The 24,331-nt window shown below is 68.3% G+C and carries 24 protein-coding genes; 11 read left to right on the top strand and 13 right to left on the bottom strand.

The features are described from left to right. Positions 1-16 precede the first annotated feature (16 nt). From DSD19_RS15080 to DSD19_RS15050, 7 genes are all read right to left on the bottom strand, one after another. Positions 17-508: a TRAP transporter small permease gene (locus DSD19_RS15080; RefSeq protein WP_202241367.1), complete on the bottom strand. Its 492-nt coding sequence runs from the start codon at positions 506-508 to the stop codon at positions 17-19. A 14-nt stretch (positions 509-522) separates the two neighbouring features. Continuing rightward, positions 523-1,557 (bottom strand): TRAP transporter substrate-binding protein, encoded by a 1,035-nt coding sequence (locus tag DSD19_RS15075; protein WP_113670177.1) that lies wholly within the window; start codon positions 1,555-1,557, stop codon positions 523-525. Positions 1,558-1,598: 41 nt separating this feature from the next. Then, complete coding sequence (locus tag DSD19_RS15070; protein ID WP_113670176.1) at positions 1,599-2,894, bottom strand: TRAP transporter large permease; 1,296 nt, start codon at positions 2,892-2,894, stop codon at positions 1,599-1,601. A gap of 40 nt (positions 2,895-2,934) precedes the next feature. After that, complete coding sequence (locus tag DSD19_RS15065; RefSeq protein WP_113670175.1) at positions 2,935-4,206, bottom strand: TRAP transporter large permease; 1,272 nt, start codon at positions 4,204-4,206, stop codon at positions 2,935-2,937. Beyond that, positions 4,203-4,730 carry a TRAP transporter small permease gene (locus tag DSD19_RS15060; RefSeq protein WP_243628029.1) on the bottom strand — a complete coding sequence of 176 codons (528 nt, stop codon included), beginning with the start codon at positions 4,728-4,730 and terminating at the stop codon, positions 4,203-4,205. The genes DSD19_RS15065 and DSD19_RS15060 overlap by 4 nt, the downstream gene beginning before the upstream one ends. An 87-nt stretch (positions 4,731-4,817) precedes the next feature. Next, positions 4,818-5,816: a TRAP transporter substrate-binding protein DctP gene (dctP, locus tag DSD19_RS15055; protein WP_113670173.1), complete on the bottom strand. Its 999-nt coding sequence runs from the start codon at positions 5,814-5,816 to the stop codon at positions 4,818-4,820. 111 nt (positions 5,817-5,927) lie between these two features. Continuing rightward, positions 5,928-7,145 carry a CaiB/BaiF CoA-transferase family protein gene (locus DSD19_RS15050; RefSeq protein WP_113670172.1) on the bottom strand — a complete coding sequence of 406 codons (1,218 nt, stop codon included), beginning with the start codon at positions 7,143-7,145 and terminating at the stop codon, positions 5,928-5,930. A 115-nt stretch (positions 7,146-7,260) separates the two neighbouring features. On the opposite strand from DSD19_RS15050, the gene DSD19_RS15045 reads away from it, so the two are divergent. From DSD19_RS15045 to DSD19_RS15015, 7 genes are all read left to right on the top strand, one after another. Then, a complete protein-coding gene (locus tag DSD19_RS15045; RefSeq protein ID WP_113670171.1) occupies positions 7,261-8,163 on the top strand; it encodes a hydroxymethylglutaryl-CoA lyase in 903 nt (300 codons plus the stop codon). A 22-nt stretch (positions 8,164-8,185) separates the two neighbouring features. After that, positions 8,186-8,857, top strand: coding sequence for a GntR family transcriptional regulator (locus DSD19_RS15040; protein WP_113670170.1), 672 nt, complete (start codon positions 8,186-8,188; stop codon positions 8,855-8,857). Between the two features lie 211 nt (positions 8,858-9,068). Further along, the gene (iorA, locus tag DSD19_RS15035) at positions 9,069-10,895 is read left to right on the top strand and encodes an indolepyruvate ferredoxin oxidoreductase subunit alpha (protein ID WP_113670169.1); all 1,827 of its coding nucleotides are present in this window, start codon (positions 9,069-9,071) and stop codon (positions 10,893-10,895) included. A gap of 3 nt (positions 10,896-10,898) precedes the next feature. After that, positions 10,899-11,789: a 2-oxoacid:acceptor oxidoreductase family protein gene (locus DSD19_RS15030; protein ID WP_113670168.1), complete on the top strand. Its 891-nt coding sequence runs from the start codon at positions 10,899-10,901 to the stop codon at positions 11,787-11,789. Next, positions 11,786-12,961: a 2-oxoacid:acceptor oxidoreductase subunit alpha gene (locus DSD19_RS15025; protein WP_075784732.1), complete on the top strand. Its 1,176-nt coding sequence runs from the start codon at positions 11,786-11,788 to the stop codon at positions 12,959-12,961. Before DSD19_RS15030 ends, DSD19_RS15025 begins: the two co-directional genes overlap by 4 nt. Further along, the gene (locus DSD19_RS15020) at positions 12,958-13,803 is read left to right on the top strand and encodes a 2-oxoacid:ferredoxin oxidoreductase subunit beta (RefSeq protein WP_113670167.1); all 846 of its coding nucleotides are present in this window, start codon (positions 12,958-12,960) and stop codon (positions 13,801-13,803) included. The genes DSD19_RS15025 and DSD19_RS15020 overlap by 4 nt, the downstream gene beginning before the upstream one ends. A 3-nt stretch (positions 13,804-13,806) precedes the next feature. Then, a complete protein-coding gene (locus DSD19_RS15015) occupies positions 13,807-14,337 on the top strand; it encodes a 2-oxoacid:acceptor oxidoreductase family protein (protein ID WP_113670166.1) in 531 nt (176 codons plus the stop codon). A 6-nt stretch (positions 14,338-14,343) separates the two neighbouring features. On the opposite strand, the gene DSD19_RS15010 is transcribed toward DSD19_RS15015, so the two are convergent. From DSD19_RS15010 to DSD19_RS14985, 6 genes are all read right to left on the bottom strand, one after another. After that, positions 14,344-16,278, bottom strand: coding sequence for a 3-hydroxyacyl-CoA dehydrogenase NAD-binding domain-containing protein (locus DSD19_RS15010; RefSeq protein ID WP_113670165.1), 1,935 nt, complete (start codon positions 16,276-16,278; stop codon positions 14,344-14,346). Between the two features lie 6 nt (positions 16,279-16,284). Then, entirely contained in the window at positions 16,285-16,986 is a 702-nt protein-coding gene (locus DSD19_RS15005; protein ID WP_113670164.1) for an ABC transporter ATP-binding protein, read from the bottom strand. After that, positions 16,973-17,764 (bottom strand): ABC transporter ATP-binding protein, encoded by a 792-nt coding sequence (locus DSD19_RS15000; RefSeq protein ID WP_113670163.1) that lies wholly within the window; start codon positions 17,762-17,764, stop codon positions 16,973-16,975. Before DSD19_RS15000 ends, DSD19_RS15005 begins: the two co-directional genes overlap by 14 nt. Further along, a complete protein-coding gene (locus tag DSD19_RS14995; RefSeq protein WP_113670238.1) occupies positions 17,761-18,717 on the bottom strand; it encodes a branched-chain amino acid ABC transporter permease in 957 nt (318 codons plus the stop codon). Before DSD19_RS14995 ends, DSD19_RS15000 begins: the two co-directional genes overlap by 4 nt. A 5-nt stretch (positions 18,718-18,722) precedes the next feature. Then, positions 18,723-19,595 (bottom strand): branched-chain amino acid ABC transporter permease, encoded by an 873-nt coding sequence (locus tag DSD19_RS14990; protein ID WP_113670162.1) that lies wholly within the window; start codon positions 19,593-19,595, stop codon positions 18,723-18,725. Positions 19,596-19,677: 82 nt separating this feature from the next. Then, positions 19,678-20,820, bottom strand: coding sequence for an ABC transporter substrate-binding protein (locus DSD19_RS14985; protein ID WP_113670237.1), 1,143 nt, complete (start codon positions 20,818-20,820; stop codon positions 19,678-19,680). A gap of 215 nt (positions 20,821-21,035) precedes the next feature. On the opposite strand from DSD19_RS14985, the gene paaG reads away from it, so the two are divergent. Genes paaG through DSD19_RS14965 form a run of 4 tightly spaced genes read left to right on the top strand, consistent with a single transcriptional unit; the run spans position 21,036 to position 24,277 of the window. Beyond that, complete coding sequence (gene paaG / locus DSD19_RS14980; RefSeq protein ID WP_113670161.1) at positions 21,036-21,830, top strand: 2-(1,2-epoxy-1,2-dihydrophenyl)acetyl-CoA isomerase PaaG; 795 nt, start codon at positions 21,036-21,038, stop codon at positions 21,828-21,830. A gap of 16 nt (positions 21,831-21,846) precedes the next feature. Then, a complete protein-coding gene (paaI, locus tag DSD19_RS14975; RefSeq protein ID WP_207802475.1) occupies positions 21,847-22,293 on the top strand; it encodes a hydroxyphenylacetyl-CoA thioesterase PaaI in 447 nt (148 codons plus the stop codon). Positions 22,294-22,317: 24 nt separating this feature from the next. Then, positions 22,318-23,628 carry a phenylacetate--CoA ligase PaaK gene (gene paaK, locus DSD19_RS14970; protein ID WP_113670159.1) on the top strand — a complete coding sequence of 437 codons (1,311 nt, stop codon included), beginning with the start codon at positions 22,318-22,320 and terminating at the stop codon, positions 23,626-23,628. A 52-nt stretch (positions 23,629-23,680) separates the two neighbouring features. Beyond that, positions 23,681-24,277: a TetR/AcrR family transcriptional regulator gene (locus DSD19_RS14965; protein ID WP_075784722.1), complete on the top strand. Its 597-nt coding sequence runs from the start codon at positions 23,681-23,683 to the stop codon at positions 24,275-24,277. The last annotated feature ends 54 nt before the right edge of the window (positions 24,278-24,331 follow it).

The raw sequence follows: 24,331 nt of genomic DNA, 5'->3' as shown, positions 1-24,331 counted from the left end.
CGCGAGGCGGCCTCCGTTATCCGGCCTGATCCGGGGAATCGCCCCAAAGCGCGTCGATCAGGTCGAACAGGAACTGCAGGGCCAGCGTCCCGAACCCGAGCGGCAAAAGCGCGTAGGGCAACACCATCGGCGTGCCGAAACCGGACGAGACCCGTTCGCCATAGTCCCAGGCCTGCTCTGCCATCAGCGCGCCGCGCCAGGTCAGGATGCCCGCGAAGGCGATACCGGTCAGCGCGACAACGGCGCGTGCGGCGCGGCGGATCAGGGGCGCGGCATTCTCGACGAAGAAGGTGATGCGGATATGGCCGTCGGTGCGCTGGACATCCGCCGCGACCATGACCGCGACATAGATCAGCAGGAAGGTGTTGACCTCCAGCGACCAGGAGGTGGGCGCCGCGAAGGCGTAACGCTGGATCGCGTCATAGCAGATCGTCACGACGATGAAGACCAGCACCAGCTGGCCCACGATCCGGGTGCCCTGAACCATGCGGGTGAAGACCTGTCTCACGGCGCCCTCCTCGCTCAACCGGCCTGGCCGGTGGCCAGCGCGATGGCGCGGTGGCCGGTCTCTTCGCCGACATCCGCGATCCAGGCCGCGCGCACCTCTTCGGCGGCGGCGTCGAGCGCGGCGAGATCCTCGCCGGTCGGGTCGATCACCTCGATCCCGGCCGCCTCGATGGCAGGCCAGTAATCGTCGCGGTAGATCACCTCGTTGGCCTCCTTCGCGCCATTGGCGTCGAACCAGTCGGCCGCGGTCTCGAAGGCCGCGCGCACCTCGTCGCCCATCTTTTCCCAGCGCTGCGGCGTGACGAAAAGCCCGATGCCGAAGCCGGTGATCGGCAGGCGGTAGACATGGTGCAGCTGTTCCTGCAGCGACCGGCCGATGATGGTCGAGATATTGGCCACCGCCGCATCGACGGTGCCGCGCTGCAGGCCCAGATACAGCTCGGACGAGGGCAGCCGCACGGCCGCGCCGTCGAAGCCCTCGACGACCTTGGTGCCCTCGAAGCTGACGACGCGGACCTTCTTGCCCTTCACGTCGGCGATGGACCGGATCGGAGCGCCCGCGCTCGACCAGAGATATTCGGGCTCGAGCACATTGCCCATCATCGAGACCATGTAGAGGTCTTCCTTGGCGAGCTCTTCGTTGATCAGGTCGAACAGCGGGCTGCCCTTCCTCAGGCGCTCGGGGTTCTCGTACAGCGCCTCGATCACGCCGGGCAGGCCGGTGATGCCCAAGATCGGCACCGAGCGGGTTATGTAGCTTGTGGTATGGAACATGAAGTCGATGGTGCCGGCCCTCAGCGCCGCCAGCTGTTCGTCGGCCTTCAGCAGCTTGCCGCTGTCGTAATAGTCGACATCGACCGCGTCGCTGGCATTCAACCGCTCGACGAACCCGGCAGAGCCGAAGGACAGCGCGCGATAGCTGGGCGGCAGGTAGCTGACGCCGGTCAGCCGGGTCGCGGCCAGCGCGGGTCCGCCGGTCGCGCCCAGCAGGGCTCCCGCACCCATCAGCGCCGTGCCGGTCTTCAGGAAAGTGCGTCTGGTCTGGGTCATCTCTGGTTTCCTCCCCTTTTGGTATCCTGATGTGAAACGGGTCACAGAAGTCCGGGCAGCCAGAGGCTCAGCCCCGGAAACAGCACGAAGATCATCAGCATCACGAACTGGACCGCCACGAAGGGCAGCACCGCGCGGACGATCTCCTCGACGCTGAGCATCGGGCAGACCCCGCGCAACGCATAGAGGTTCAGCCCGACCGGCGGGGTCACCACCGCGATCTCGAGGTTCATCACCAGGATGATGCCGAACCACAGCGGGTCGTAGCCCAGCGCCAGGATCAGCGGCAGAAGGATCGGCGTCGTCACCACGATCAGCGACACGGCGTCGACCAGCATCCCCAGAAGCACGAGCGCCAGCATCAGAACCACGAGGATCGCCCAGTCGGGCAGGCTGGTCGCGGTCAGCCGCTCGGTCACGATCTCGGGGACGCGCACGAGGTTGAGGTAGTCGCCGAAGATCTTGGCGCAGCCGATGATCAGCAGGATCGTGCAGGACACCTTGACCGACGAGGCCAGGATCTGCCCGAAGCTGCGCAAGCTCAGCGTGCGGAACACCAGCGCCGCGATCAGGAAGGCCCCGGCGGCGCCGAAGGCCGCGGCCTCGGAGGGCGTGGCGATGCCCTTGTAGATCGCGCCCAGCACGATCACCACCAGCAGCAGCGCATGCCAGATCCCGCCCAGCGCGCGCAGCATCTCGGCCGGGCGGGGCGGCGGACCGCTTTCGCGGGGCGCCTGTTCGGGGTGCCGCCGCACGCGGATGTAGATGTAAAGCGCCAGCGCCCCGGCCAGCGCCAGTCCCGGCACGATGCCGCCGACGAAAAGCGCGCCGACCGACACGCCCGAGACCGCGCCATAGATGATGAAGGGCACCGAGGGCGGGATCAGCATGGCCAGCGCCCCCGACGAGACCACCGCCCCCGCCGCCAGCCCGCGCGAATAGCCGCGTTCCAGCATCTGCGGCACCGCGATCGAGCCCACGGCGGCGACACCCGCCACCGACACGCCCGAGACCGCCCCGAACAGCGCCGAGGCGCCCACAGTGGCGATGGCGAGCCCGCCCCTCAGCCAGTACAGCCAGATCGCTGCGGCGCGGAAGAGGTTGGTGCCGACCGGCGTTGCCGACAGCAGGTTGCCCATCAGGATGAACAGCGGCAGCGCGATCAGTTCGAAGGAATTGAGCTGGCCGAAGATCGAGGTCGGCGCGAAGAAGAAGGCCAGCGGCCCGCGCGCCATCCACAGCCCCAGAAGACCGCTGGCGCCAAGTGCCAGGAAGATCGGCGCGCCCATGCCGATCAGGCCGATCAGCAGGACCACCACGAGGACGGGTTCGATCATCGGGCGGTCCCTTTCGGTTCAATATCGGTGGTCATGCGCATCACAGCCCGTAGGGGATCAGCAGGGCCAGCCCCGGCAGGGCGCACATCAGGACCGCGATCAGCAGCATCAGCAGGACGAAGGGCGTGACGCCCCGGATCACGGTGCCGATCCCGGTCCGGGCAATCGCCTGGATCACGAAGAGGTTCAGCCCGACCGGCGGCGTGATCAGCGCGATCTCGATCAGCAGGACGAAATAGACGCCGAACCAGACCGGGTCGATGCCGAAGCCCAGCACCGTCGGCAACAGCACTGGCACCATGATCAGAAGCATCGACATGCTTTCGAGAAACAGTCCGACGAACAGCAGGATCGCCGAGACGATCAGCAGGAACACCCAGCGGCTGTCGCCCGCGACCGAGAACATCTCGGCGACCTCGGCCGGGATCTGGTACAGCGTGATCGCGCGGCCGAAGATCTTGGCGCCGACGACGATCAGGAAGATCACCGAGGTCGTCATCACCGAATCCCGCAGCGCCGCCAGGAAATCCTGCCAGCTCAGCGAGCGTTGCAGCACCGTGATCAGAAGGGCGGCCGAGGCGCCGATGCCCGAGGCCTCCGTGGGCGTGAAGGCGCCCGAATAGATCCCGCCCAGCATCAGCACCGCCAGAAGCGCGGTCGGCAGGGCTCGGCGGCTGGCGGAAAGGCGCTCGGACCAGCTGGCCTTCTCGCTCCGGGTGGCGCGGCTGCCGAAGGTGGCGGCGAAGACCGCATAGATGCCGAAGACCAGGATCAGCGCGAGACCAGGCCCGATCCCCGCGAGGAAGAGCTTGCCGATGCTTTCCTCGGCGATGACGCCGTAGACGATCAGCGGCACCGAAGGCGGGATCAGGATGCCAAGCGTCCCGCCCGCGGCCAGCAGCCCCAGCGTGAACGAGGTGCCATAGCCGCGCCGGATCATCTCGGGGATGGCGACGGTGCCGACGGTGGCGGCGGTCGTGACCGAACTGCCCGAGATCGCCGCGAAGATCCCGCAGGACAGAAGCGCCGCGATGCCGAGGCCGCCGGGGAAATGGCCGACCCAGCTTTGCAGCGCCACGAACAGATCGCGCCCGACCCCGCCTCTCAGCAGGATGTTCGACATGAACAGGAACAGCGGCACCGCGATCAGCACGAAATCGTTGACGCCGCCAAAGAGGTTCGCGGGGATCAGCGCCAGCGGCAGCCCCTTCAGCACGATCAGCAGCGTCCCGAGCGAGGCCAGCCCGAACGCGACCGGCAGCCCGGTCAGCAAAAGCGCGATCAGCCCGACGATGATCAGAACCGGGGTCATGCGGTATCCCTTTCGCCGGGCAGGTCGCCTGCGTCGCCATGGCCGAAATCGGGTGCGGGCCGCAGCCACAGCCGCGCCGCATCGGCGAAGGCCTGCAGCGCCAGCAGCGCGAAGCCGATCACCACCGGCGCCTCGACGATCCATTGCGGCAGTTGCAACATGCTGGCGGTGCGCCGCCCCATGGCGATGCTTTCCAGCATCTCGCCCCAGCAGAGCCAGACCGCCATCGCCGAGAACCCGCCGATGACCACCAGCGAGAACAGCTCGATCAGCCGGGCCGCGGTCGGGCTGCGCCCGCCGATCAGCGCGGTGATGCGGATCATCCGCCGCTGCCGCAGGCTTTGCGCCATGGCGACGAAGGTCAGCCACAGCAAAAGCGTGGTCGCCACGTCCGAGGTCCAGCGCGTGGGGGCGTGCAGCACATAGCGCGCCAGCGCCTCATAGGTGACCATCGCGCAGATCGCGACGAGCGCCAGATCGGCGCCTCTCCCGGCGATGGCGGACAGCCGGTCGACGGCCCGCAACAGGGCGGGTCCGTCCAGGCGTTCCGGGACCCGCGCGGGGTCCCGGGGCGGCGGCGCGTGCGTGCCTTCGGTCATGGCGGAGCGCGATCAGTACAGCGCGCGGATGTCGTCGACGAGCTGCTGTCCGGTGGCGCCTGCATCCTTGATGAAGATGTCGATGGCGGGCGCGGAGGCCTTCTGCCATTGCGCGATCTCTTCCGGGGTCAGCTCGGTCACCGTCGCATTGCCGGTCTCGACCAGCCAGGCCGCGGCCTCCTCGTTCTGCTGCCGGGTCTTGGCGCGCAGGTCGGCCTCGGCCCGCTGGGCGGCCTCGTCGACCCAGGCGCGTTCCTGATCGCTGAGCCCGTCATAGGTCGCCGGGTTGATCACCACGATGAACTCGGCCAGAGAATGGTTGGTCATGGTGACGTGGTCCATCACCTCGTAAAGCTTGCGCGACTTGACGGCGGTGGTGCCGCTCATGCCGATATCGACGGTGCCGCGCTGATAGGCCATGAACTGTTCCGACCCGCCCATGACGACCGGCGTGCCGCCCACGGCCTCGATGAAATCGCCCACGGGTTTGCCGAGCGCGCGCACAAGCTTGCCCTTCATGTCGGCGGGCGTGCGGATCGGGTGGCCCTTCGACAGGATCTGGACCGGCCCGTAATCCTGCCACCACAGCACCCTGGTGCCGGTCTCGCCGATCAGCCGGTCGAAGGTCTGGCGCACCGGGCTTTCGGGCTCGGCGGCCTTGGCCAGCACCTCGTAGCTGGGAAACAGGAACGGCTCGCTGAAGATGCCCGCGGCAGGCACGGTGCCGGAATATTCGTCGGCCAGCACCACCCCCATGTCGATGGCCCCGCTGGCGACCGCCTTCGGCACCTCGCTGCCCTTGAAGAGCTGGGCGCTGTCATAGATCTCGACCTCGATCTCGCCGCCCGAAAGCTCTTCGAGCGCCTCCTTGAAGGTGACGACATTGGCGCCGATCGGATGATCGACGGCCACCTGCACGGTCACGCGCAGGGTCTTTTCGGCCGGCGCCTGACCGGCCGTGCCCGCCAACGCGCTTCCCGCCAGCAGGGCGGCAATAATATAGGGTTTCATGGTAATCCTCCCAGGATGTGCCGGTTCCTCGACCGGCGAATGACGGACGGTCGGTGCCGCCCAATGTCTCCCGCGCGGCCCTCCTCCGGAGCGCGGGAGCCCGTCAGAACGTCAGATCACGCCCTCCGCACGCAGCCGGTCCAGCCGGTCGGGCGAAAGCCCCAGATCGTTCAGCAGGATGTCGTCGGTATGCTCGCCCAGTTCGGGACCGGCATGGCGGATCTCGCCCGGCGTGTCCGACAGGCGCGGCGCCACGTTCTGCATCTTGATCGAGCCGAAATCGCGATGCGGCAGCTCGACGATGGCCTCGCGCGCCTTGAAATGCGGGTCGTCCATCATTTCCGCCGCGCTGTAGATCAGCCCGCAGGGCACGCCGTTCTCGTGCAGCGTCTCTTCCAGCGGCTTCAGATCCAGCGTGCGGGTCCAGTCGTTGATCAGGGCGTCGAGTTCGGTCATGTGCGTGCCCCGCGCCGAATGGGTGGCATAACGCGGGTCCTCGGCCAGGTCGGGCCGACCCATCGCCGAGGCGAGCCTGCGGAACACCGTGTCCTGATTGGCGGCGATCAGCAAAAGCTTGCCGTCGCGGGTCTCGAACACGTTCGAGGGCGAGACATTGGGCAGCGTCGCGCCGGTCCGTTCGCGGACATAGCCCGCGACATGGTACTCGCTGACGGTGCTTTCCATCATCGCCAGAACCGCCTCGTAGATCGCGCTGTCGACGACCTGGCCCTGACCGGTCCTCTCACGCGCATGCAGCGCCATCAGCGCGCCCATGCAGGCATAGACCGCCGCCAGCTCGTCGCCGATCGAGATCCCCATCCGGCTGGGCGGGGTCGAGGGGTCGCCCACCACATAGCGCAAGCCCCCCATCGCCTCGCCGATGGCGCCATAGCCCGCGCGGCGGGAATAGGGCCCGGTCTGGCCGAAGCCGGTGACGCGGACCATGATCAGCCGCGGATTGATCTTCTTCAGATCCTCATAGCCGAGGTTCCAGCGTTCCATCGTGCCGGGGCGAAAATTCTCGATCAGGATATCGGTCGAGCGGATCAGCTCGCGCACGATCTCCTGGCCCTCTTCGGTGCGCAGGTTCAGCGTCAGCGATTTCTTGTTGCGCGCCACGATGGGCCACCAGAGCGACTTGCCATAGGGTTTCTCCTGCCCCCAGACCCGAAGCGGATCGCCCACCCCCGGCTGTTCGCACTTGATCACCTCGGCGCCGAAATCGGCCAGCAACTGCCCGCAGAACGGCCCCGCCAGCAGCTGCCCCATTTCCAGCACGCGGACATCGTTCAGCGGCCCGCGTCGCGCGGCCGTTTCTTCGCTTGGCATTGGTCTTCCCTCTCCCTTGTCGCGGCGCAGCATGCCGTGCCTCGACTCTCTTTGGAAATAATGTATACAAATCTGAAAGAGGGTCTCAACGGATTTCTTGCTCGGGGAGGGAAAAATGAAGGATGTCGTTGAAATTGTGGATGTCACCTTGCGAGATGGCATTCAAAACGAGAAGACGTTGCTTGATCTGGATACAAAAAAGCGGATGCTGGCCGCGATCATCGACGCCGGAGCAACCCGGATGGAGGTCACCAGCTTCGTCAATCCCGCGCGGGTGCCGCAGATGGCCGATGCCGAGGCCCTGTGTGCCGATCTGCCCCGCGAAGGGCTGCGCCATATCGGTCTGGCACTGAACCACCGCGGCTTTGCCCGCGCGCTGGCGGCCGGGCTCGACGAGGTGAATTATGCCATCGTGCTCAGCGACACGTTCAGCCAGCGCAATCAGGGCATGACCACCGCCGAGGGCATCGCGCTCTGGCACCGCCTCGCGGCCGAGACCGAGGGCCGGGTCGGCACCAATGTCACCCTGGCCGCCGCCTTCGGCTGCCCGTTCGAGGGCGAGGTCCCGGTGGCGCGGATGATCGAGGTGCTCGAGAAGGTGATGGAGGCCGCGCCCGACGAGCTGACCCTGGCCGACACCATCGGCGTGGCCACGCCCCGCGACATCGAGGACCGCGTGGGCGCGGTGCGCGCGCGCTTTCCCGGCCTGCCGATCCGGCTGCATCTGCACAACACCCGCAACACGGGGCTGGCCAATGCCTGGGCCGGGTATTGCGCCGGGGTCCGGTCCTTCGACGCCTCGCTGGGCGGCGTCGGCGGCTGCCCCTTCGCGCCGCGGGCGACCGGCAACCTGCCGACCGAGGATCTGGTTTACATGTTCGAGCGCTCGGGGATTGCCACCGGATACGATCTGGACCGGGCGATCGCGGGGGCTGCGGCGCTTGAGACCGCCCTCGGACACCCGGTTCCGGGTATGCTGATGAAGGCGGGCGGCTTCCCGGCAACCGCCGTGGCCTGACTTAAGCCGAGGGTGGGGGAAGATGACACGGGCAGAGGATGGCGGCGAACGGATCGGCGCGGCCGAACTGGCCTATCGGGCGATCCGCAAGCGGATCTTCTCGGGCCGCTATGCCGAGAACGAGCGCGTGACCGAGGCCGAATTCGCGGAAAGCCTTGCGATGTCGCGCACCCCGGTCCGCGAGGCGGTCAAGCGGCTGATCCTCGAGGGCTTGCTGACCCGCGAGGCCGGGCCCGGGCTGCGCGTGGTGGGGCTGGGCGCGGACGAGATCGAACAGATCTTCGCGATGCGCCTGCTGCTTGAATCCTACGCCGCCCGGCGCGCCGCGGGCTTTGCCAGCGCCGAGGAACGCGCAACGCTGGCCGATCTCGCCCTGCAGATGCAGGCCCATGTGCCGCCGCGAAACGATGCCGATTACGAGGCCATCACCGAGGCCAACCGCGCCTTTCACCAGCTGATCCTGACCGCCGCGCGGTCGCCCCGGCTCGAGGCGATGCTGTCGCTGGTGGTCAATCTCGGGCTCGTCTCGCTGACCTTCAAAAGCTACGACGAGGCCGCGATCCGCCGGTCGGCGGCGCATCACCGGGAAATCGCCGACGCGATCCTCGCGGGCGATCCCGACTGGGCGGGCGCCGCGATGCAGACCCATCTGCATGCGGCCACGGCCGCCGCGCGCCGGAATTTCGGGTCCTGAGCCTTCGGGACCGCCGCAGGGCCGCGTGTGACATCACGTCCGGCCCGCGGCCCGCGGGCGGCTTGCCCCAGATCAAGGACCGCGCCGTCGTCCGCGCCGAGGATTGCCATACCAAAACTGCTGCGGCAATCCGCGCTTTGTACGAAAATTGCCCAAAGACTAGAAGCTGGGCAATTTTGTGCAATTCCGCGCGCGACACAGGACGACGCCAATGACACATGCCCTCCGGCAGGGTGCCACCGAGCCGCTTGGCGCGGGACAGTCCCGCCCGATGACCGGCAACGAAGCCATCGCCCGCGGCGTCTGGGAGGCCGGCGCCAGGGTCGCCGCCGCCTATCCCGGCACGCCCTCGACCGAGATCCTGGAAAGCCTCGCGGCCTATCCCGCCGCCGACATCCACGCGCAATGGTCGACCAACGAGAAGACCGCGATGGATGTGGCCATCGGCGCCTCCTTCGCGGGGACACGCGCCTTCACCGCGATGAAGCATGTCGGCATGAATGTCGCGGCCGATGCGCTGATGTCGTTTTCCTATATCGGGGTCAATGGCGGGCTGGTCGTCGCGGTCTGCGACGATCCGGGTATCCATTCCTCGCAGAACGAACAGGACAGCCGGATCTATGCCCGCTTCGCCCATGTGCCGGTGCTGGAGCCCTCGGACGGGCAGGAGGCGCTCGAATTTACCCGAACGGCCTTCGATCTGTCCGAGGAATACGACTGTCCGGTCTTCGTGCGCTCGACCACGCGGCTGTCGCATACCCGAAGCGCGGTGACCCTGGGCGCCCGCCAGACGCCCGCCGCGCGGGTCTTCGAGGACAATCCCCGCAAGAACGTGATGATCCCGGCCCATGCCCGGATGCGCCACGGCCATGTGCTGGCGCGCGAGGCGCGGCTGCGCGAGGCGCTGTCGGACAGCCCCCTGAACCGGGTCGAGCCGGGCGATGCACGGGTCGGCATCATCACCTCGGGCATCCCCTATACCTATGTGAAGGAATGCCTGCCCGACGTCTCGGTGCTGAAGCTCGGCGTCACCTGGCCGCTGCCCGACCGGCTGATCCGCGAGTTCTGCGCGGGCGTCGAGCGGGTGATCGTGGTCGAGGAACTGGAACCCCTGATCGAGGACGCGCTGAAGGCGATGGGAATTGCCTGCGAGGGCAAGGCCTTCTTCCCGCGCGAGGGCGAATTCTCGCCCGAGATCGTCCATGACGGGCTGGCGAAGGCCGGGCTGATGCCCGCGCGGGTCCATGCGGCGCCTTTCGAATTCGCGCCGATGGTGCGCCCGCCGGTCCTGTGCGCGGGCTGCCCGCATGTGGCCTGCTTCATGGCGCTGGGCGCGATCGACGCGCGGGTCGCGGGCGATATCGGCTGCTATACGCTGGCCGTGGTCGAGCCGCTGAAGTCGATGGATACCTGCGTCTCGATGGGATCGAGCATCGCCAATGCGGTCGGCATGGCCAAGGCCGGGACCGAGACCCGGCCGATCGTCGCCACCATCGGCGATTCTACCTTCCTGCATTCGGGCATCCCGCCCCTGATCGACGCCATCTACAACGACGCCGACATCACCGTCTTCATCCTCGACAACCACATCACCGCGATGACCGGCGGGCAGGATCATCCCGGCACCGGCCGCACCCTGAGGGGCGATCCCGCGCCGCGCGTCGACTTCTTCGCGCTGGTCAAGGCGCTGGGCGTGCGCTGGGTGCAGAAGGTCGACAGCTACGACACCGCCTCGATGCAGCGCCAGTTGCGCGAGGCGGTCGCGCACAAGGGCGTGTCGGTCGTGATTTCCGACCGGCCCTGTGTGCTGGACCCGGTGCGGATCAAGGGTCCGGCGATGGCGGTCGATCAGGACAGCTGCATCGCCTGCCAGGCCTGCATGAACCTCGGCTGCCCGGCCATCACCTGGGCCGAGGGCTGGCATGAGGGCCGCCACAAGGTGCAGATCGACCCCGAGGCCTGCATCGGCTGTAGCCTCTGCGCGCAGCTTTGTGCCTCGCATTCGATCAAGCCCGCCGACATTGCCGAACAGGTCTGAGCCATGGACAAGCGCAACCGGACGACAAACGTTCTGATCGTCGGCGTCGGCGGACAGGGCGTCATCATGGTCTCGAAGGTGCTGGCCCAGCTCTGTCAGGAGGCCGGCCATGACGTGAAGCAAAGCGAGGTCCATGGCATGGCCAAGCGCGGCGGCGGCGTCTTCAGCCATGTCCGCTTCGGGCCGAAGGTCTGGTCGCCGACCATCCCCGAGGGCGAGGTCGACATCCTCGTCGCGCTGGAATGGGCCGAGGGCCTGCGCTGGATCCGGCACCTCAAGCCCGAGACCGGCACCTTCATCGCCGATTGCCAGAAGATCGTGCCGCCCTTCGCCTGCCGCAGCCGCAAGCGCGGGGCCGAACCCGCCTATGCGCCCCAGACCCCCGAGGAAATCATCGATCAGGTCCATGCGGGCTATGTGATGGACGCGACCGGGCTTGCGGCCAATCTGGGCAATGCACGCGCCGCCAATACCGTGCTGCTGGGGGCGCTGTCGACCGCGCTCGACTTCCCCGAAGCGGCCTGGGCGCAGGTCATCGCCGCCACCGTCCCGCCGAAATCGGTCGAGATCAACGCCCGGGCCTTCACCGAGGGCCGGGCCTGGGCGCTGGGCGGGACCAAGCGGATCGACGTCACCGCCAGCGGGCTGCAGAAATCCCGCGCCGAGGTCCATCACCCGCAGGTCGAGACCGTGGTCGAGATCACCGCCGACTGGTGCAAGGGCTGCGACATCTGCGTGAAAAGCTGCCCCGAACGCTGCCTGCGGCTGAACGACCAGCTCAAGGCCGAACTGGCGCTGCCCGAGCTGTGCACCGGCTGCCAGCTCTGTTCCTGGCTGTGCCCCGACATGGCGATTTCCGTCACCAACACGCCCGTTCAGGAGCCCGCCCTATGACCGCCCCGTCCCTCGCCGCTGCGCCGACAGCCCTGACCGGCCGTCGCAATCTGGAAGGCAACGAGGCCTGCGCGCTGGGCGCGATCCGGGCCGGATGCCGGTTCTTCGCGGGCTATCCGATCACGCCGTCCTCGGAAGTGGCCGAGACCATGGCCCGCGAGCTGCCGAAAGTGGGCGGTACCTTCATCCAGATGGAAGATGAAATCGCCTCGATGGGCGCGGTGATCGGCGCCTCGATGGGGGGCGTGACGGCGATGACCGCGACCTCCGGCCCCGGCTTTTCGCTGAAGCAGGAAAACCTCGGCTATGCCTGCGGCGCCGAGATCCCCTGCGTGATCGTCAATGTGATGCGGGGCGGGCCCTCGACCGGGATGCCCACGCGCCCGGCGCAGGGCGACATCCTGCAGGCGCGCTGGGGCACCCATGGCGATCACGCGGTGATCGTGCTGGCCCCGGCCTCGGTCGGCGAGGCCTATTCCGAGACGATCCGCGCGGTCGAGCTGTCGGAAACCCTGCGGGTGCCGGTCGTGGTGCTGCTGGACGAGGTGATCGGCCACCTGACCGAAACCGTCGATCTGGGCGCCGTGGCCGAGGCGCCCGGGATCGCCCGCCCCTTCGCCACCGGCCCGCGCGAGGGCTTCCTGCCCTATGCCGAGACCGCCGATCTGGTGCCGCCGATGCCGCGCCCGGGCGACGGCTATCGCAGCCATTGCACCGGCCTGACCCATGGCCCCGACGGCTTTCCGACCCAGAATCCCGCCGTCGCTGCCGCCGCGCTGACCCGGACCACCGACAAGCTGGTCCTGCACCGCGCCCGGATCGAAAGCTGGCGCGAGCAGGCCACCGAGGATGCCGATCTGCTGATCGTCGCCATCGGCATTTCCGCCCGCGCCGCGCGGCAGGCGGTGAAGGATCTGCGCGCCGAGGGACTGAAGGTGGGGCTGTTCCGGCCGGTCACGCTCTGGCCCTTCCCCGAGACGCCGCTGCGCGAGGCGGTCGCGGCGGCGGGCACACGCAAGGTTCTGGTCCCCGAGATGAACCAGGGCCAATTGGTGCTGGAGGTCGAGCGGGTGCTGGCGGGCCGGGCCGAGGTCACGGGGCTGTCCCGCATCGACGGCGAAACCCTGACCCCGGACGAGATCGCCGGGGCGGCGCGGGAGGCGCTGAAATGAAGGACACCAAGACCGAAACCGCCGCGAGCTTCGATGTCAACGACTACCTGCGGCAGGACCGGATGCCGCATTTCCTCTGCCCCGGCTGCGGCCATGGCATCGCGCTGCGGGCGCTGCTTTGGGCGGTGCATGAGCAGGGCATTCCGAAGGACCGGCTGGCAGTCGTCTCGGGCATCGGCTGTTCGGGCCGGCTGTCGGCCTATATCGACGCCAATACCTTCCACACCACCCATGGCCGGCCGCTGACCTTCGCCACCGGGCTCAAGCTGGCCCGACCCGACCTGCATGTCATCGTCATCACCGGCGACGGCGATTGTCTGGCCATCGGCGGCAACCATCTGATCCATGCCTGCCGCCGCAATCTCGACATCACCTGCGTGATGCTGAACAACGAGATCTACGGCATGACCGGCGGTCAGGTCTCGCCGATGACGGCCGAGGGCCGCTTCACCACCACGACGCCCGAGGGCAATACAGAACCCAATTTCGACGCCTGCGCGCTGGCCGCCGCGGCCGGGGCCAGCTTTGTCGGGCGCGAGGTGACGGCGCAGGTTCTGGCCTTGAAGACGCTGCTGGGACAGGCCATCGCGCATGAGGGGTTCTCCTTTGTCGAGGTGCTGTCGGACTGCACCGAGATCTATGGCCGCAAGAACGATCTTGGCGCCTCGCCCGAGATGATGCTGGCCAAGAAAAGCGCGATGCGGCCCTATGCCTATCGCAACACGGTCGATGTGCCGTTCCGGCCGAACGCGCTGCGGACCGGCGTGCTGACCCGGACCGACCGGCCCGAATACGGCGCCGCCTGGCGCGCCATGGCCGCCCGTATCCGCGAGGAGGAGTAAGCGATGGAGATCCGTTTCAGCGGCAGCGGCGGTCAGGGGCTTTTGCTGTCGGCGCGCATTCTGGCCGCGGCCCTGACCGAGGCCGGGCTGACCGTCGCGCAGTCGAACGCCTACGAGCCGGTCTCGCGCGGGGGGCTGTCGCGGTCCGATCTGGTGATCGGCGAGGCCGAGGCCGATTACCCGCTGGCCCGGCGGCTCGATGTCCTGCTGATCCTCGACGAGGCGGCGGCCACGGTCTCGACCGGGCTTCTGACCCCGGCGTCGCTGGTCCTGTGCGATGCCGAGCGGGTGACGACGCCCCCTCAGGGTCCGTTCCGCACGCTGTGCCTGCCCTTCACCGAGACCGCGCGCACCCTCGGCACCCCTCGCGTGACGAATATCGTGGCGCTCGGCGCGCTGACCGCGCAGACGTCCATCTGCCCGCCCGAGGCCCTGCTGGCCGTGATCGTCGCCCAGACCCCCGCCCGGTTCGAGCGGCTGAACCGCGAGGCCTTCGCGGCGGGGCTGGCGATGGGTGAAACCGAACCGGCCTGAGGCCGCTCAGCCCCGGCCGGTCCAGTGCATCGGCCCGCCCTTGCTGCGCGGGAAGCCATAGCCGTGGATCTCGACCAGATCGATCTCGGCCGCGCTGTCTGCAATCCCTTCCGCAAGGATCGTCGCACCCTCGTCGGCCATGGCGCCGACCAGCCTCTCGGCAATCGCGTCGGGCGCAGGCACCTCGCCCCCGGCGATCCGGTCCGTCAGAAGCCGCGCGACCGCGTCCGAGGCGACCGGCATGCGGCCGCCCTCGGGATAGTCGTACCAGCCGCCTCCGGTCTTCTGGCCCTTGCGCCCGGCGCGGACGAGGATGTCGGCCAGCGTTTCGGGCACATCCCGGCCTTCGGCGCGGGCCGCCTCGCGCTGCAGGAAGGCGATGTCGAGCCCGCCCAGATCCTGCGCCTCGAACGGCCCCATCCGGAAGCCGAAGCCGCGCATCGCGGCATCGACCGCCGCCACCGGCACGCCCTCGGCCAGCAGGTCCTCGGCCGCGGCGCGATGGCGTTTCAGGATGCGGTTGCCGATGAAGCCCTCGCAGATCCCGGCCCTGACCGGCATCTTGCCAAGCCGCCGCGCCAGATCGAAGGCCGTGGCCAGCACCTCGGGCGCGGTGCCGGGCAGCGGCACGATTTCCAGAAGCTTCATCACATGGGCCGGACTGAAGAAATGCAGCCCGATCAGACGCTCGGGCGCGGGCACCCCCTCGGCGAGACGGCGCGGGTCGAGATAGGAGGTGTTGGTGGCCAGGATCGCATCCGGACGGCAGACCCGGGCCAGGTCGTCAAAGACCGCCCGCTTGACCGCCAGATCCTCGAAAACCGCCTCGATGGCCAGATCGACATCGCCAAGCGCCGTAGGGTCATCGGTGCAGATCAGCCCGTCCGACAGCGCCTTGGCCTCGTCCCCGGTCAGCTTGCCGCGCGCGGCCGCGCCATCGAAGATGCGGGAAACGGCGGCATGGGCGCGGGCGGCGGCACCGGCGTCGCGCTCGATCAGCGTCACCGGCATCCCCGCCATGCGGAAGGCCGCGGCGATGCCCGCCCCCATGGTCCCGCCACCGACCACCCCGACCGAGCCGATATTGCGCGGCGCGACACCCTTCAGCGCGGCGGGACGCAGGGCGGCCCGTTCGGCAAAGAAGACATGGCGCAGCGCCGCCGCCTCGGGGCTGTCGCGCAACGCAAGGAAAGTGGCGCGCTCGAAAGCCATGGCCTCGTCGAAGGACGCCTCGGTCGCCTTCCGGACCGCCTCGAGCGCCCGGAGCGGCGCCGCCTCGCCCGCCTTTTCCAGCCGCGTGCGGCGCTCGGACCAATAGCTGTCGGGCCGGGTCTCGACCGGCCGGGCCGAGACCGGCTCGGGCAGCGGCCCCCCGATCATCGAGGCGGCATAGGACACCGCCGCGCCGCGCAGATCGCCCGTCACCATCGCATCGACCAGCCCCAGCCGCAGCGCCTCGGGCGCGGGCACGGGCTTGCCAGAGGTGACCATCTCGACCGCCGCCTCGATGCCCGCGAGGCGGGGCGTGCGCACCGTGCCCGAGGCGCCCGGAATGATGCCCAGACCGACCTCGGGGAACCCCACGCGGGCCTCGGCGTCGATCAGCCGGAACCGGCAGCCCAGCGCGATTTCCAGCCCGCCCCCCAGCGCCGCGCCATGAATGGCGGCGGTCCAGGGCTTGGCGGCAGCCTCGATCCGGGCCACCAGATCGGGCAGGTGCGGTTCGACTGGCGGCAGGCCGAATTCCTTCACATCGGCCCCGGCGATGAAGCTGCGCCCGGCGCAGACCAGCACCACGGCGCGGATCCCGGGGTCGGCATCGAGCGTCTCGACCGCCTGCCAGAGCGCGCAGCGGACCTCGGCCGAGATCGCATTCACGGGCGGGTTGTCGAGGATCGCTACGGCAATTTCGCCCTCGCGGTCGATGGTCAGTACGGACATGTCGGATCAGATCCCCAGATAGGCTTCGCGGATGCGCGGATCGGCGATCAGCGCCTCGGCCGGCCCCTCCATCGCGATCCGCCCGGTTTCCATCACATAGCCCCGGTCGGCGACCTTCAACGCCCCGAAGGCATTCTGTTCGACCAGCAGCACGGTCACCCCCAGCGCCTTGAGCCCGGTGACCACGTCGAAGATCTGCCGCACCAGCAGCGGCGCCAGACCCATCGAGGGCTCGTCAAGCAGCAGGCAGGCGGGCCGCCCCATCAGCGCGCGGGCGATGGCCAGCATCTGCTGCTGCCCGCCCGACAGCCCGCCCGCGGCGAGGTTGCGTTTCTCGCGCAGCACCGGGAACAGGGCGAAGGCCTCGTTCATGTCACGCGCCACGCGGTCGTCGTCGTACAGGAAGGCGCCAAGCCGCAGGTTTTCCTCGACCGAGAGATTGGTGAAGATCTGCCGCCCCTCGGGCGAATGCGCCAGACCGTGGCGCAGCCGCTTGTGCGGGGGCGTGGTCACATAGGTCTCGCCGCGAAAGACGACGCGGCCGTCGGTGATCGGCTGGATGCCCGACAGACAGCGCAGAAGGGTGGTCTTGCCCGCGCCATTGGCCCCGACGACGGTGACGATCTCGCCCGAGTTGACCGTCAGGTCGATGCCGTGCAGCACCTCGATCCGGCCATAGCGCGCGCGCAGGCTCTCAACCGTCAGCATGGGCGGCCTCCGGCTCGGCGACGGGCGCGCCCAGATAGGCGGCGATCACATCGGGGTTGCGGCTGACCGTGGCCGGGTCGCCCTCGGCGATCTTCTCGCCATGGTCGAGCACCACGATATGGGTCGAGATCCGCATCACCAGCTTCATGTCATGTTCGACCAGCAGGATGGCGATGCCCGATTGCGCCATCCCGGCGATCAGCCGGTCGATTTCCTCGGTCTCGACCGCGTTGCAGCCCGCGGCCGGTTCGTCCAGCAGCAAAAGCCGCGGCGCGGTGGCCAGCGCGCGGGCGATTTCCAGCCGCTTGAGCGCGCCATAGGACAGCTCGCCCGCCTCGCGGTCGGCCGCGCGGTCGAGCCCGACCCGGGCCAGCAGATCGCGCGCGCCCGCAAGCGCCCCGGCCGACCGGCGGCGCGCGCCCGGCAGCGCCAGCAGGTCGGCCATCAAGGCCCCGCGTTCGCGCAGATGAAACCCGGTCGCGGCGTTTTCCAGCACGCTCATCGCCGGAAAGATCTGCAGGTTCTGGAAGGTGCGCGACAGACCACGGCGCGCCAGAAGATGCGGCGCCATGCCGGTCACGTCCTCGCCGTCAAGCCGCACCCTTCCCGCGCCGGGCAGGTAGACGCCCGAGATCATGTTGAAAAGCGTGGTCTTGCCCGCCCCGTTCGGCCCGATGATCGACACGATCTCGCCCGGCGCGACAGTGAGGCCCACATCATGGACGGCGCGCACGCCGCCAAAGGCGATGCCCAGACCCTCGACAGACAGAAGGCTCATTCGCCCCTCCCCCTCAGCTTGCGTGCCAGCGACGGGATCAGCCCCTCGGGCAGGAAGATCATGACGAGGATCATCACCGCGCCCAGCACCATCTGTTCGTAGTCGGCAAAGACCGTCAGCACCTGCGGCAGCAGCGTCAGGATCACCGCGCCGAAGATCGCGCCGATGACCGAGCCGACGCCGCCCAGCACCGCCATTGTGACCATCTCGATCGAATGCATGAAGCCCGCCACATCGGGCGTGATGAACCGGTTCTGCATCGCCAGCAGCGAGCCCGCGACCGAGGCATAGACCGCCGAAATGGTGAAGGCCTGCAGTTTCAGCCGGGCGACGTCGATGCCGACGGTCCGCGCCGCCACCTCGGACCCGTGCAGCGCCCGCAGCGCCCGGCCGGTCGGGCTTGTCTGCAGGTTCAGCGCGAGCCATGCGCCGATCAGCAGGCACAGCCCGCAGCACCAGTACCAGAACTCGCCGCCGGTCAGCCTGAGCCCCAGATCCTTCAGCAGATCGCGCAGCCCCGGATCGGGCACCATCATGCCATCGGGCCCGCCGGTCAGCGCACGTTCGTTGCTCAGCACCATAGCGACGAGGATGCCGAAGCCGAGGCTCGCGACGGCGAGATAATAGCCCCTGAGCCTCAGGATCGGGCGGCCGACGAGCCAGGCCACCGCGGCCGAGACGAGGGCGCCGAGGACCACCGCCAGCAGCGGATGCAGCCCCAGATGCCCCGGCGCCAGCGCCGAGGCATAGGCTCCGATCCCGGCGAACCCGGCATGGCCGAGGCTGATCTGCCCGGCATAGCCCGTCAGGATCACGATGCCGATCACCGCCAGCCCGTTGACGAAGATCAGCGCACCGACCCGGAAGTAATAGCCCGAAGGAAAGAACAGCGGCAAAAGCGCGATCAGCAGGAAGAGGATCAGAAGCTGGGTCCATTTCGCGGAAGGGCGCATGCCGGTCACACCCTCTCGGTCCCGGCGCGGCCGAACAGGCCCTGCGGCATGGCGAACAGCACCCCGAGGATGACGATGAAGGCCACCGCCTCCTTGTAGTGCGAACTGACATAGCCCGCCGTCAGCGCCTCGAAGAGCCCCAGCAGGATCCCGCCCGCCAGCGCCCCCTTGGGATTGCCCATGCCGCCCAGCATGGCGGCCGCGAACCCCTTCAGCGCAAGGCCCACACCCACATCGTAGCTGACCAGCGTGATCGGGGTGACGAGAACGCCCGCCAGCGCCCCGATCGCGGCCGACAGCCCGAAGGCCAACGTCATCACCCAACCGGTATTGATGCCGACAAGCTGCGCCGCCGTCCGGTTGTTCGAGGTCGCCAGCACCGCCTTGCCGGTCAGCGTGCGGGTGAAGAAGGCCCAGAGCCCGACGAAGACCGCCAGCGCCCCGCCGATCACCCAGAGGCTTTGCGGCAGGATCGTCGCCCCCATCACCCGGATCGGATCGTCGCCCGAAAAGGCCGGCAGCCCGTGCAACTGCTTGTCGAAGATCAGCTGGGCCGCGCCCCGGATCAGGATCGAGGCGCCGATGGTGATGATGATGACCGACACGACCGGCGCGCCGCGCGCGGGCTCGATGGCGAGCCGATTGAGCGCGACCCCCAGCGCGGCTGTCGCAAGGATCGCCCCAAGCGCCGCCAGCGGCAGCGGCAGCCCCGCGAGATGCGCGAAGACCGTGATCATGCCCCCCAGCATGACGAATTCGCCCTGGGCGAAATTCACCACGTCGGAGGCGTTGTAGATGATGGTGAAGCCGAGGGCGACCAGCGCATAGACCGCGCCGACCGTCACCCCGGAAAAGACAAACTGCATCAGCGCGTCCATGGACGTCTCCGTGCCTCGGGCGTTCGGGGAAGGGGGCGGCGCGGACCCGGCGCCGCCCGGAGGGGCCTCTGTCGACAGGATGTCAGTCGACGGGCACCCAGCCGCCGTCCCGGATCTCGAGCAGGCGGAAGGCCGACAAATCGAGCCCCAGATGGTCGTCGGCGCTGAAGCTGTAGGTGCCGGTGGTGCCGACCAGCCCCGAGGTCGCCTCGAGCGCGTCGCGGATCGCGACCGGATCGTCGCCGCCCGCCCGCGAGATGGCATCGACCAGAAGCGCGAAGGCGTCATGGGCATAGCCGCCGAAGGTCGAGACATCCATGCCGTAGGCGGCCTCGAACTCGGCCTTGTAGGCCTGCACCACGGCGCGCTGCGGATCGTCCTCGGCCAGCTGGCCCGCGATCAGCAGCGCGGTGCCCGGCAGCCGCAGCCCCTCGGCCGCATCTGCGCCCGCCAGCTCGATGAAGGCGTCCGAGGCCACCCCGTGCGACTGGTAGAAGGGCAGGTCGATGCCAAGCTGGTGGTAGTTGCGGGTGACGATGGCCGGGCCCTGGCCGAAGCCCGGGTTCAGCACCGCCTGCACGCCCCCGGTGCCGCGGATCTTGGTCAGCTGGGGCGTCACGTCGGCATCCTTGGGGCCATAGGTCTCGTCGGCGACGATCTCGATGCCGAACTGGCCCACCACGTCCTTGCACTGGGCCTGCATCGAGGCCCCGAACCCGTCCGTGCCCGAGATCATGCCGATCTTTTCGATGCCCCGCGCCGCCATGTCGGTGAAGATCTTCTCGCAGGCCATGCGGTCGGTATGGGGCGTCTTGAAGACGAAGGGCCGCACCGGATCGACGATGCTGACAGCACCCGCCAGCGACACGAAGGGGATCTCGTTGTCTTCGGCCACCGACAGGATCGACATGGTGGTGCCGGTGGTCGAGCCGCCGATGATCGCCACCACCTCGTCATCCTCGACCAGCCGGGTGGCGAAGGTCAGCGCCTTGTTCGGATCGCCGCCATCGTCATACAGCACCAGCTCGACCGGCTCGCCGTCGATGCCGCCCGCGGCATTCAGCGCCTCGACCATCATTTCCAGCGTCTTGGCCTCGGGATCGCCGAGAAACGAGGCGGGGCCGGTGGCCGACAGGCTTGCGCCCAGCCGGATCTCGGCAAGGCCTGGCCCGGCCGCGCCAAGCGCGGCGATCAGCGCCAGGGCTGTCGTCGTGAGGGTCTTCAAGGTTCTGTCCTCCCAGATCAGATCTTTTTTGGTCCTGCGCTCCCGGCAGGGCGAAACCGCGTCGCGCCAAGGGCCGATGCGCGCGCGGGCCACACCATGGCCAACGCGTTCCTCCCCACACGGCCGTGCCGATCTGCCCCGATCCTCCTGACGGATATTATTGACCGACCGGACGGTTTATGCAAGAAGATTTTGAGGAAGACGGGAGGAGAGAGATGGCAGACTCGCACAGCGTTCTGGCGACGCTGGACCGGGGGGTGCTTCGGCTGGTGCTGAACCGGCCACAGAAGCTTAACGCCTTCAACGAGGACATGCATAGGGCGCTCCGGTCGCAGCTGGACCGCGCGCATGAGGAGGCCACGGTCCGGGCCGTGCTGCTGACCGGGGCCGGGCGCGGCTTTTCGGCGGGGCAGGATCTGGGCGACCGCGATCCGCGCCGGGGCGGGCCGCCGCCCGATCTGGGCCATACGCTCGAGACCTTCTACAACCCCATGCTCCGCCGTCTGCGCAGCCTTGAAAAACCGGTGATCTGCGCGGTGAACGGGGTCGCGGCCGGGGCCGGGGCGAATATCGCGCTGGCCTGCGACATCGTGCTGGCCGCGCGCTCGGCGACATTCATCCAGGCCTTTTCGAAAATCGGACTGGTGCCCGACGCCGGAGGCAGCTGGTCGCTGACCCGAATTCTGGGCGAGCCCCGCGCCAAGGCGCTGGCGATGACCGCCGAGCCCCTGCCAGCCGAGACCGCCGCCGAATGGGGGCTGATCTGGAAGGCGGTCGAGGACGAGGCGCTGATGGACGAGGCGACCGCGCTGGCCGAACGGCTGGCGGCCGGTCCGACGCTGGGGCTTGGGCTGACCAAGCGGCTGATCCAGACCGCCTCGGGCGGCAGCTTCGATGCCCAGCTCGATCTGGAACGCGACGCCCAGCGCCGCGCCGGGCAAAGCGCCGATTATGCCGAGGGCGTCACCGCCTTTCTGGAAAAACGCGCGCCTGTCTTCCGGGGGCAGTAGGATGGAGGCCCCCGATATGAAACCTGAAAAGACCCCGCAGGACCTGGCCGAGGCCTGCGCTGCCGCGATGTGGAACGACGACAGCGCGGCGCGGCGGCTCGACATGCGGCTTGAGCACATCGCGCCCGGGCAGGCGACGCTGTCGATGACCCTGACCGAGGCGATGACCAACGGTCATGGCATCGCCCATGGCGGCTATATCTTCACGCTGGCCGACACCGCCTTCGCCTATGCCTGCAACAGCTATGACGCGGTGACCGTGGCGCAGCACTGCGCGGTCACCTATCTGGCGCCCGGCCATGTCGGCGATCGGCTGACCGCCGCCGCGCGCGAGCTGTCGCGCAGCGGGCGGTCGGGCCTCTACGATGTGCGCGTCACCAATCAGGACGGAACCGCCATCGCCGAATTCCGCGGAAACTCGCGCACGATCCGGGGCCATCTGCTGCCCCGGACCGATGCCTAGACCTGGGCCGAAAGGGAGGACCCAATGACCGATCTGACCCCGACGAAGGACATCCTCGATCCGATCGAGACCGCCTCGCGCGACGAGATCGCGGCGCTTCAGTTCCACCGCATGAAGCGGACGCTGAAGCATGCCTATGAAAATTCCGCCTTCTACCGCAAACGCTTCGACGATCATGGCGTGCATCCCGAAGAGCTGCACTGCCTCGCCGATCTGGCCCGCTTCCCGTTCACGACAAAGACCGACCTGCGCGACAGCTATCCGTTCGGCATGTTCGCCACCCCGCGCGAGGCCCTCGTGCGCATCCATGCCTCGTCGGGCACCACCGGCAAACCCACGGTGGTGGGCTATACCCAGCACGACATCGACGTCTGGGCCGATCTGATGGCCCGCTCGATCCGCGCCTCGGGCGGGCGCAAGGGCGACATCGCCCATGTCGCCTATGGCTACGGGCTCTTCACCGGCGGGCTCGGGGCGCATTACGGCGCCGAGCGGCTGGGTTGTACCGTGGTGCCGATGTCGGGCGGCATGACCGAACGCCAGGTCACGCTGATCCAGGACTTCCGCCCCTCGATCATCATGGTCACGCCCTCCTACATGCTGTCGATCCTCGACGAGTTCCGCCGCCAGGGGATCGACCCGCGCGCCAGTTCGCTCAAGGTCGGCATCTTCGGCGCCGAGCCCTGGACCAACGCCATGCGCCGCGAGATCGAGGAGGCCTTCGACATGCATGCGGTCGACATCTACGGCCTGTCCGAGGTGATGGGGCCGGGCGTCGCCTGCGAATGCGTGGAATCGAAGGACGGGCTGCATATCTGGGAAGATCACTTCTACCCCGAGATCATCGACCCCGAGACCGGCGCCGTGCTGCCCGATGGCGAGATGGGCGAGCTGGTCTTCACCACGCTGACCAAGGAAGGCCTGCCCATGGTGCGCTACCGCACCCGCGACCTGACCCGGCTTCTGCCGGGCTCGGTGCGCTCGATGCGGCGGATGGAAAAGATCACCGGGCGCACCGACGACATGATCATCCTGCGGGGCGTCAACGTCTTCCCGACCCAGATCGAGGAGCAGATCCTGAAATGCCCCGGGCTCGCGCCCCATTTCCAGATCGAGCTGACCCGGCAGGGCCGCATGGACGCGATGACCGTGCATGTCGAATGCCATGCCAGCCACGGCGCCGCCGAGGCCCGGCACGCCTCGGCGGGCGAACTGGCCCATCACATCAAGTCGGTGATAGGGGTCAGCACCCGGATCGAGGTGCACGACCCCGAAGGCGTCGAGCGCTCGGCGGGCAAGGCCCGGCGCGTCGTCGACCGCCGGCCGAAGGATTGAACAGGACGGGCGGGGCCGGACCCCGCCCCCGAACTTGAGAAAGCAGGACCGGATGGCACGGACGCGGGCCGAGGATTTCGAACGGAAACAGCGCAACCTTCTTCTGGACGCGGCGCGCGTCTTTGCCGAACAGGGCATGGAAAAGGCCTCGATGGCCCAGATCGCGGCCGAGGCCGGGGTCTCGAAGTCCTTGCTTTATCACTATTATCCCAGCAAGGACGCGCTGATCTTCTCGATCATCGAAACCCACCTGACCGAGCTTGACGATGCGCTGGCCGAGGCCGACAGACCGGACGCAGCCCCCGAGGACCGGCTGCGCCTGCTGGTGCGCACGGTGCTGGAAAAGTACCGGGGCGCGGACGATCAGCACAAGGTGCAGCTGAACGCCGCCGCAGCGCTGTCGCCCGACCAGCGCGCATGTCTGACCGAGATCGAGCGCCGGATCGTACGCCGCTTCTCGGCGGTCTTGACCGAGATCCGGCCAGAATTGAAAGGCCCGGGCACGATGCTGATGCCGGTGACGATGTCGCTCTTCGGGATGATGAACTGGGTCTACATGTGGTTCAAGGAAGGCGGCCCGATCAGCCGCGACGACTATGCCGATCTCGCCACCAGATTGATGCTGGGCGGTCTCGGAAACCTCGACTGATCGAGCCGTCTCGTGCCGGAGACGGTCCGGGCAGGGGCCGCGGATACGCAAGCG

The sequence above is a fragment of the Rhodovulum sp. BSW8 genome (genome assembly GCF_003314725.1).
In the GTDB taxonomy this organism is placed as follows: Bacteria; Pseudomonadota; Alphaproteobacteria; order Rhodobacterales; family Rhodobacteraceae; genus Rhodovulum; species Rhodovulum visakhapatnamense.
The sequence above is the reverse complement of the archived record's forward strand: the minus strand, read 5'-3'. Positions and strand labels throughout refer to the sequence as shown.

Bases quoted from the DNA above. Each gene is read 5' to 3' on its own strand.
- DSD19_RS15075 (WP_113670177.1), bottom strand. From the start codon at position 1,557: ATGACCCAGACCAGACGCACTTTCCTGAAGACCGGCACGGCGCTGATG.
- DSD19_RS15070 (WP_113670176.1), bottom strand. From the start codon at position 2,894: ATGATCGAACCCGTCCTCGTGGTGGTCCTGCTGATCGGCCTGATCGGC.
- DSD19_RS15065 (WP_113670175.1), bottom strand. From the start codon at position 4,206: ATGACCCCGGTTCTGATCATCGTCGGGCTGATCGCGCTTTTGCTGACC.
- dctP (WP_113670173.1), bottom strand. From the start codon at position 5,816: ATGAAACCCTATATTATTGCCGCCCTGCTGGCGGGAAGCGCGTTGGCG.
- DSD19_RS15050 (WP_113670172.1), bottom strand. From the start codon at position 7,145: ATGCCAAGCGAAGAAACGGCCGCGCGACGCGGGCCGCTGAACGATGTC.
- DSD19_RS15045 (WP_113670171.1), top strand. From the start codon at position 7,261: ATGAAGGATGTCGTTGAAATTGTGGATGTCACCTTGCGAGATGGCATT.
- DSD19_RS15040 (WP_113670170.1), top strand. From the start codon at position 8,186: ATGACACGGGCAGAGGATGGCGGCGAACGGATCGGCGCGGCCGAACTG.
- iorA (WP_113670169.1), top strand. From the start codon at position 9,069: ATGACACATGCCCTCCGGCAGGGTGCCACCGAGCCGCTTGGCGCGGGA.
- DSD19_RS15030 (WP_113670168.1), top strand. From the start codon at position 10,899: ATGGACAAGCGCAACCGGACGACAAACGTTCTGATCGTCGGCGTCGGC.
- DSD19_RS15025 (WP_075784732.1), top strand. From the start codon at position 11,786: ATGACCGCCCCGTCCCTCGCCGCTGCGCCGACAGCCCTGACCGGCCGT.
- DSD19_RS15020 (WP_113670167.1), top strand. From the start codon at position 12,958: ATGAAGGACACCAAGACCGAAACCGCCGCGAGCTTCGATGTCAACGAC.
- DSD19_RS15015 (WP_113670166.1), top strand. From the start codon at position 13,807: ATGGAGATCCGTTTCAGCGGCAGCGGCGGTCAGGGGCTTTTGCTGTCG.
- DSD19_RS15010 (WP_113670165.1), bottom strand. From the start codon at position 16,278: ATGTCCGTACTGACCATCGACCGCGAGGGCGAAATTGCCGTAGCGATC.
- DSD19_RS15005 (WP_113670164.1), bottom strand. From the start codon at position 16,986: ATGCTGACGGTTGAGAGCCTGCGCGCGCGCTATGGCCGGATCGAGGTG.
- DSD19_RS15000 (WP_113670163.1), bottom strand. From the start codon at position 17,764: ATGAGCCTTCTGTCTGTCGAGGGTCTGGGCATCGCCTTTGGCGGCGTG.
- DSD19_RS14995 (WP_113670238.1), bottom strand. From the start codon at position 18,717: ATGCGCCCTTCCGCGAAATGGACCCAGCTTCTGATCCTCTTCCTGCTG.
- DSD19_RS14990 (WP_113670162.1), bottom strand. From the start codon at position 19,595: ATGGACGCGCTGATGCAGTTTGTCTTTTCCGGGGTGACGGTCGGCGCG.
- paaG (WP_113670161.1), top strand. From the start codon at position 21,036: ATGGCAGACTCGCACAGCGTTCTGGCGACGCTGGACCGGGGGGTGCTT.
- paaI (WP_207802475.1), top strand. From the start codon at position 21,847: ATGAAACCTGAAAAGACCCCGCAGGACCTGGCCGAGGCCTGCGCTGCC.
- paaK (WP_113670159.1), top strand. From the start codon at position 22,318: ATGACCGATCTGACCCCGACGAAGGACATCCTCGATCCGATCGAGACC.
- DSD19_RS14965 (WP_075784722.1), top strand. From the start codon at position 23,681: ATGGCACGGACGCGGGCCGAGGATTTCGAACGGAAACAGCGCAACCTT.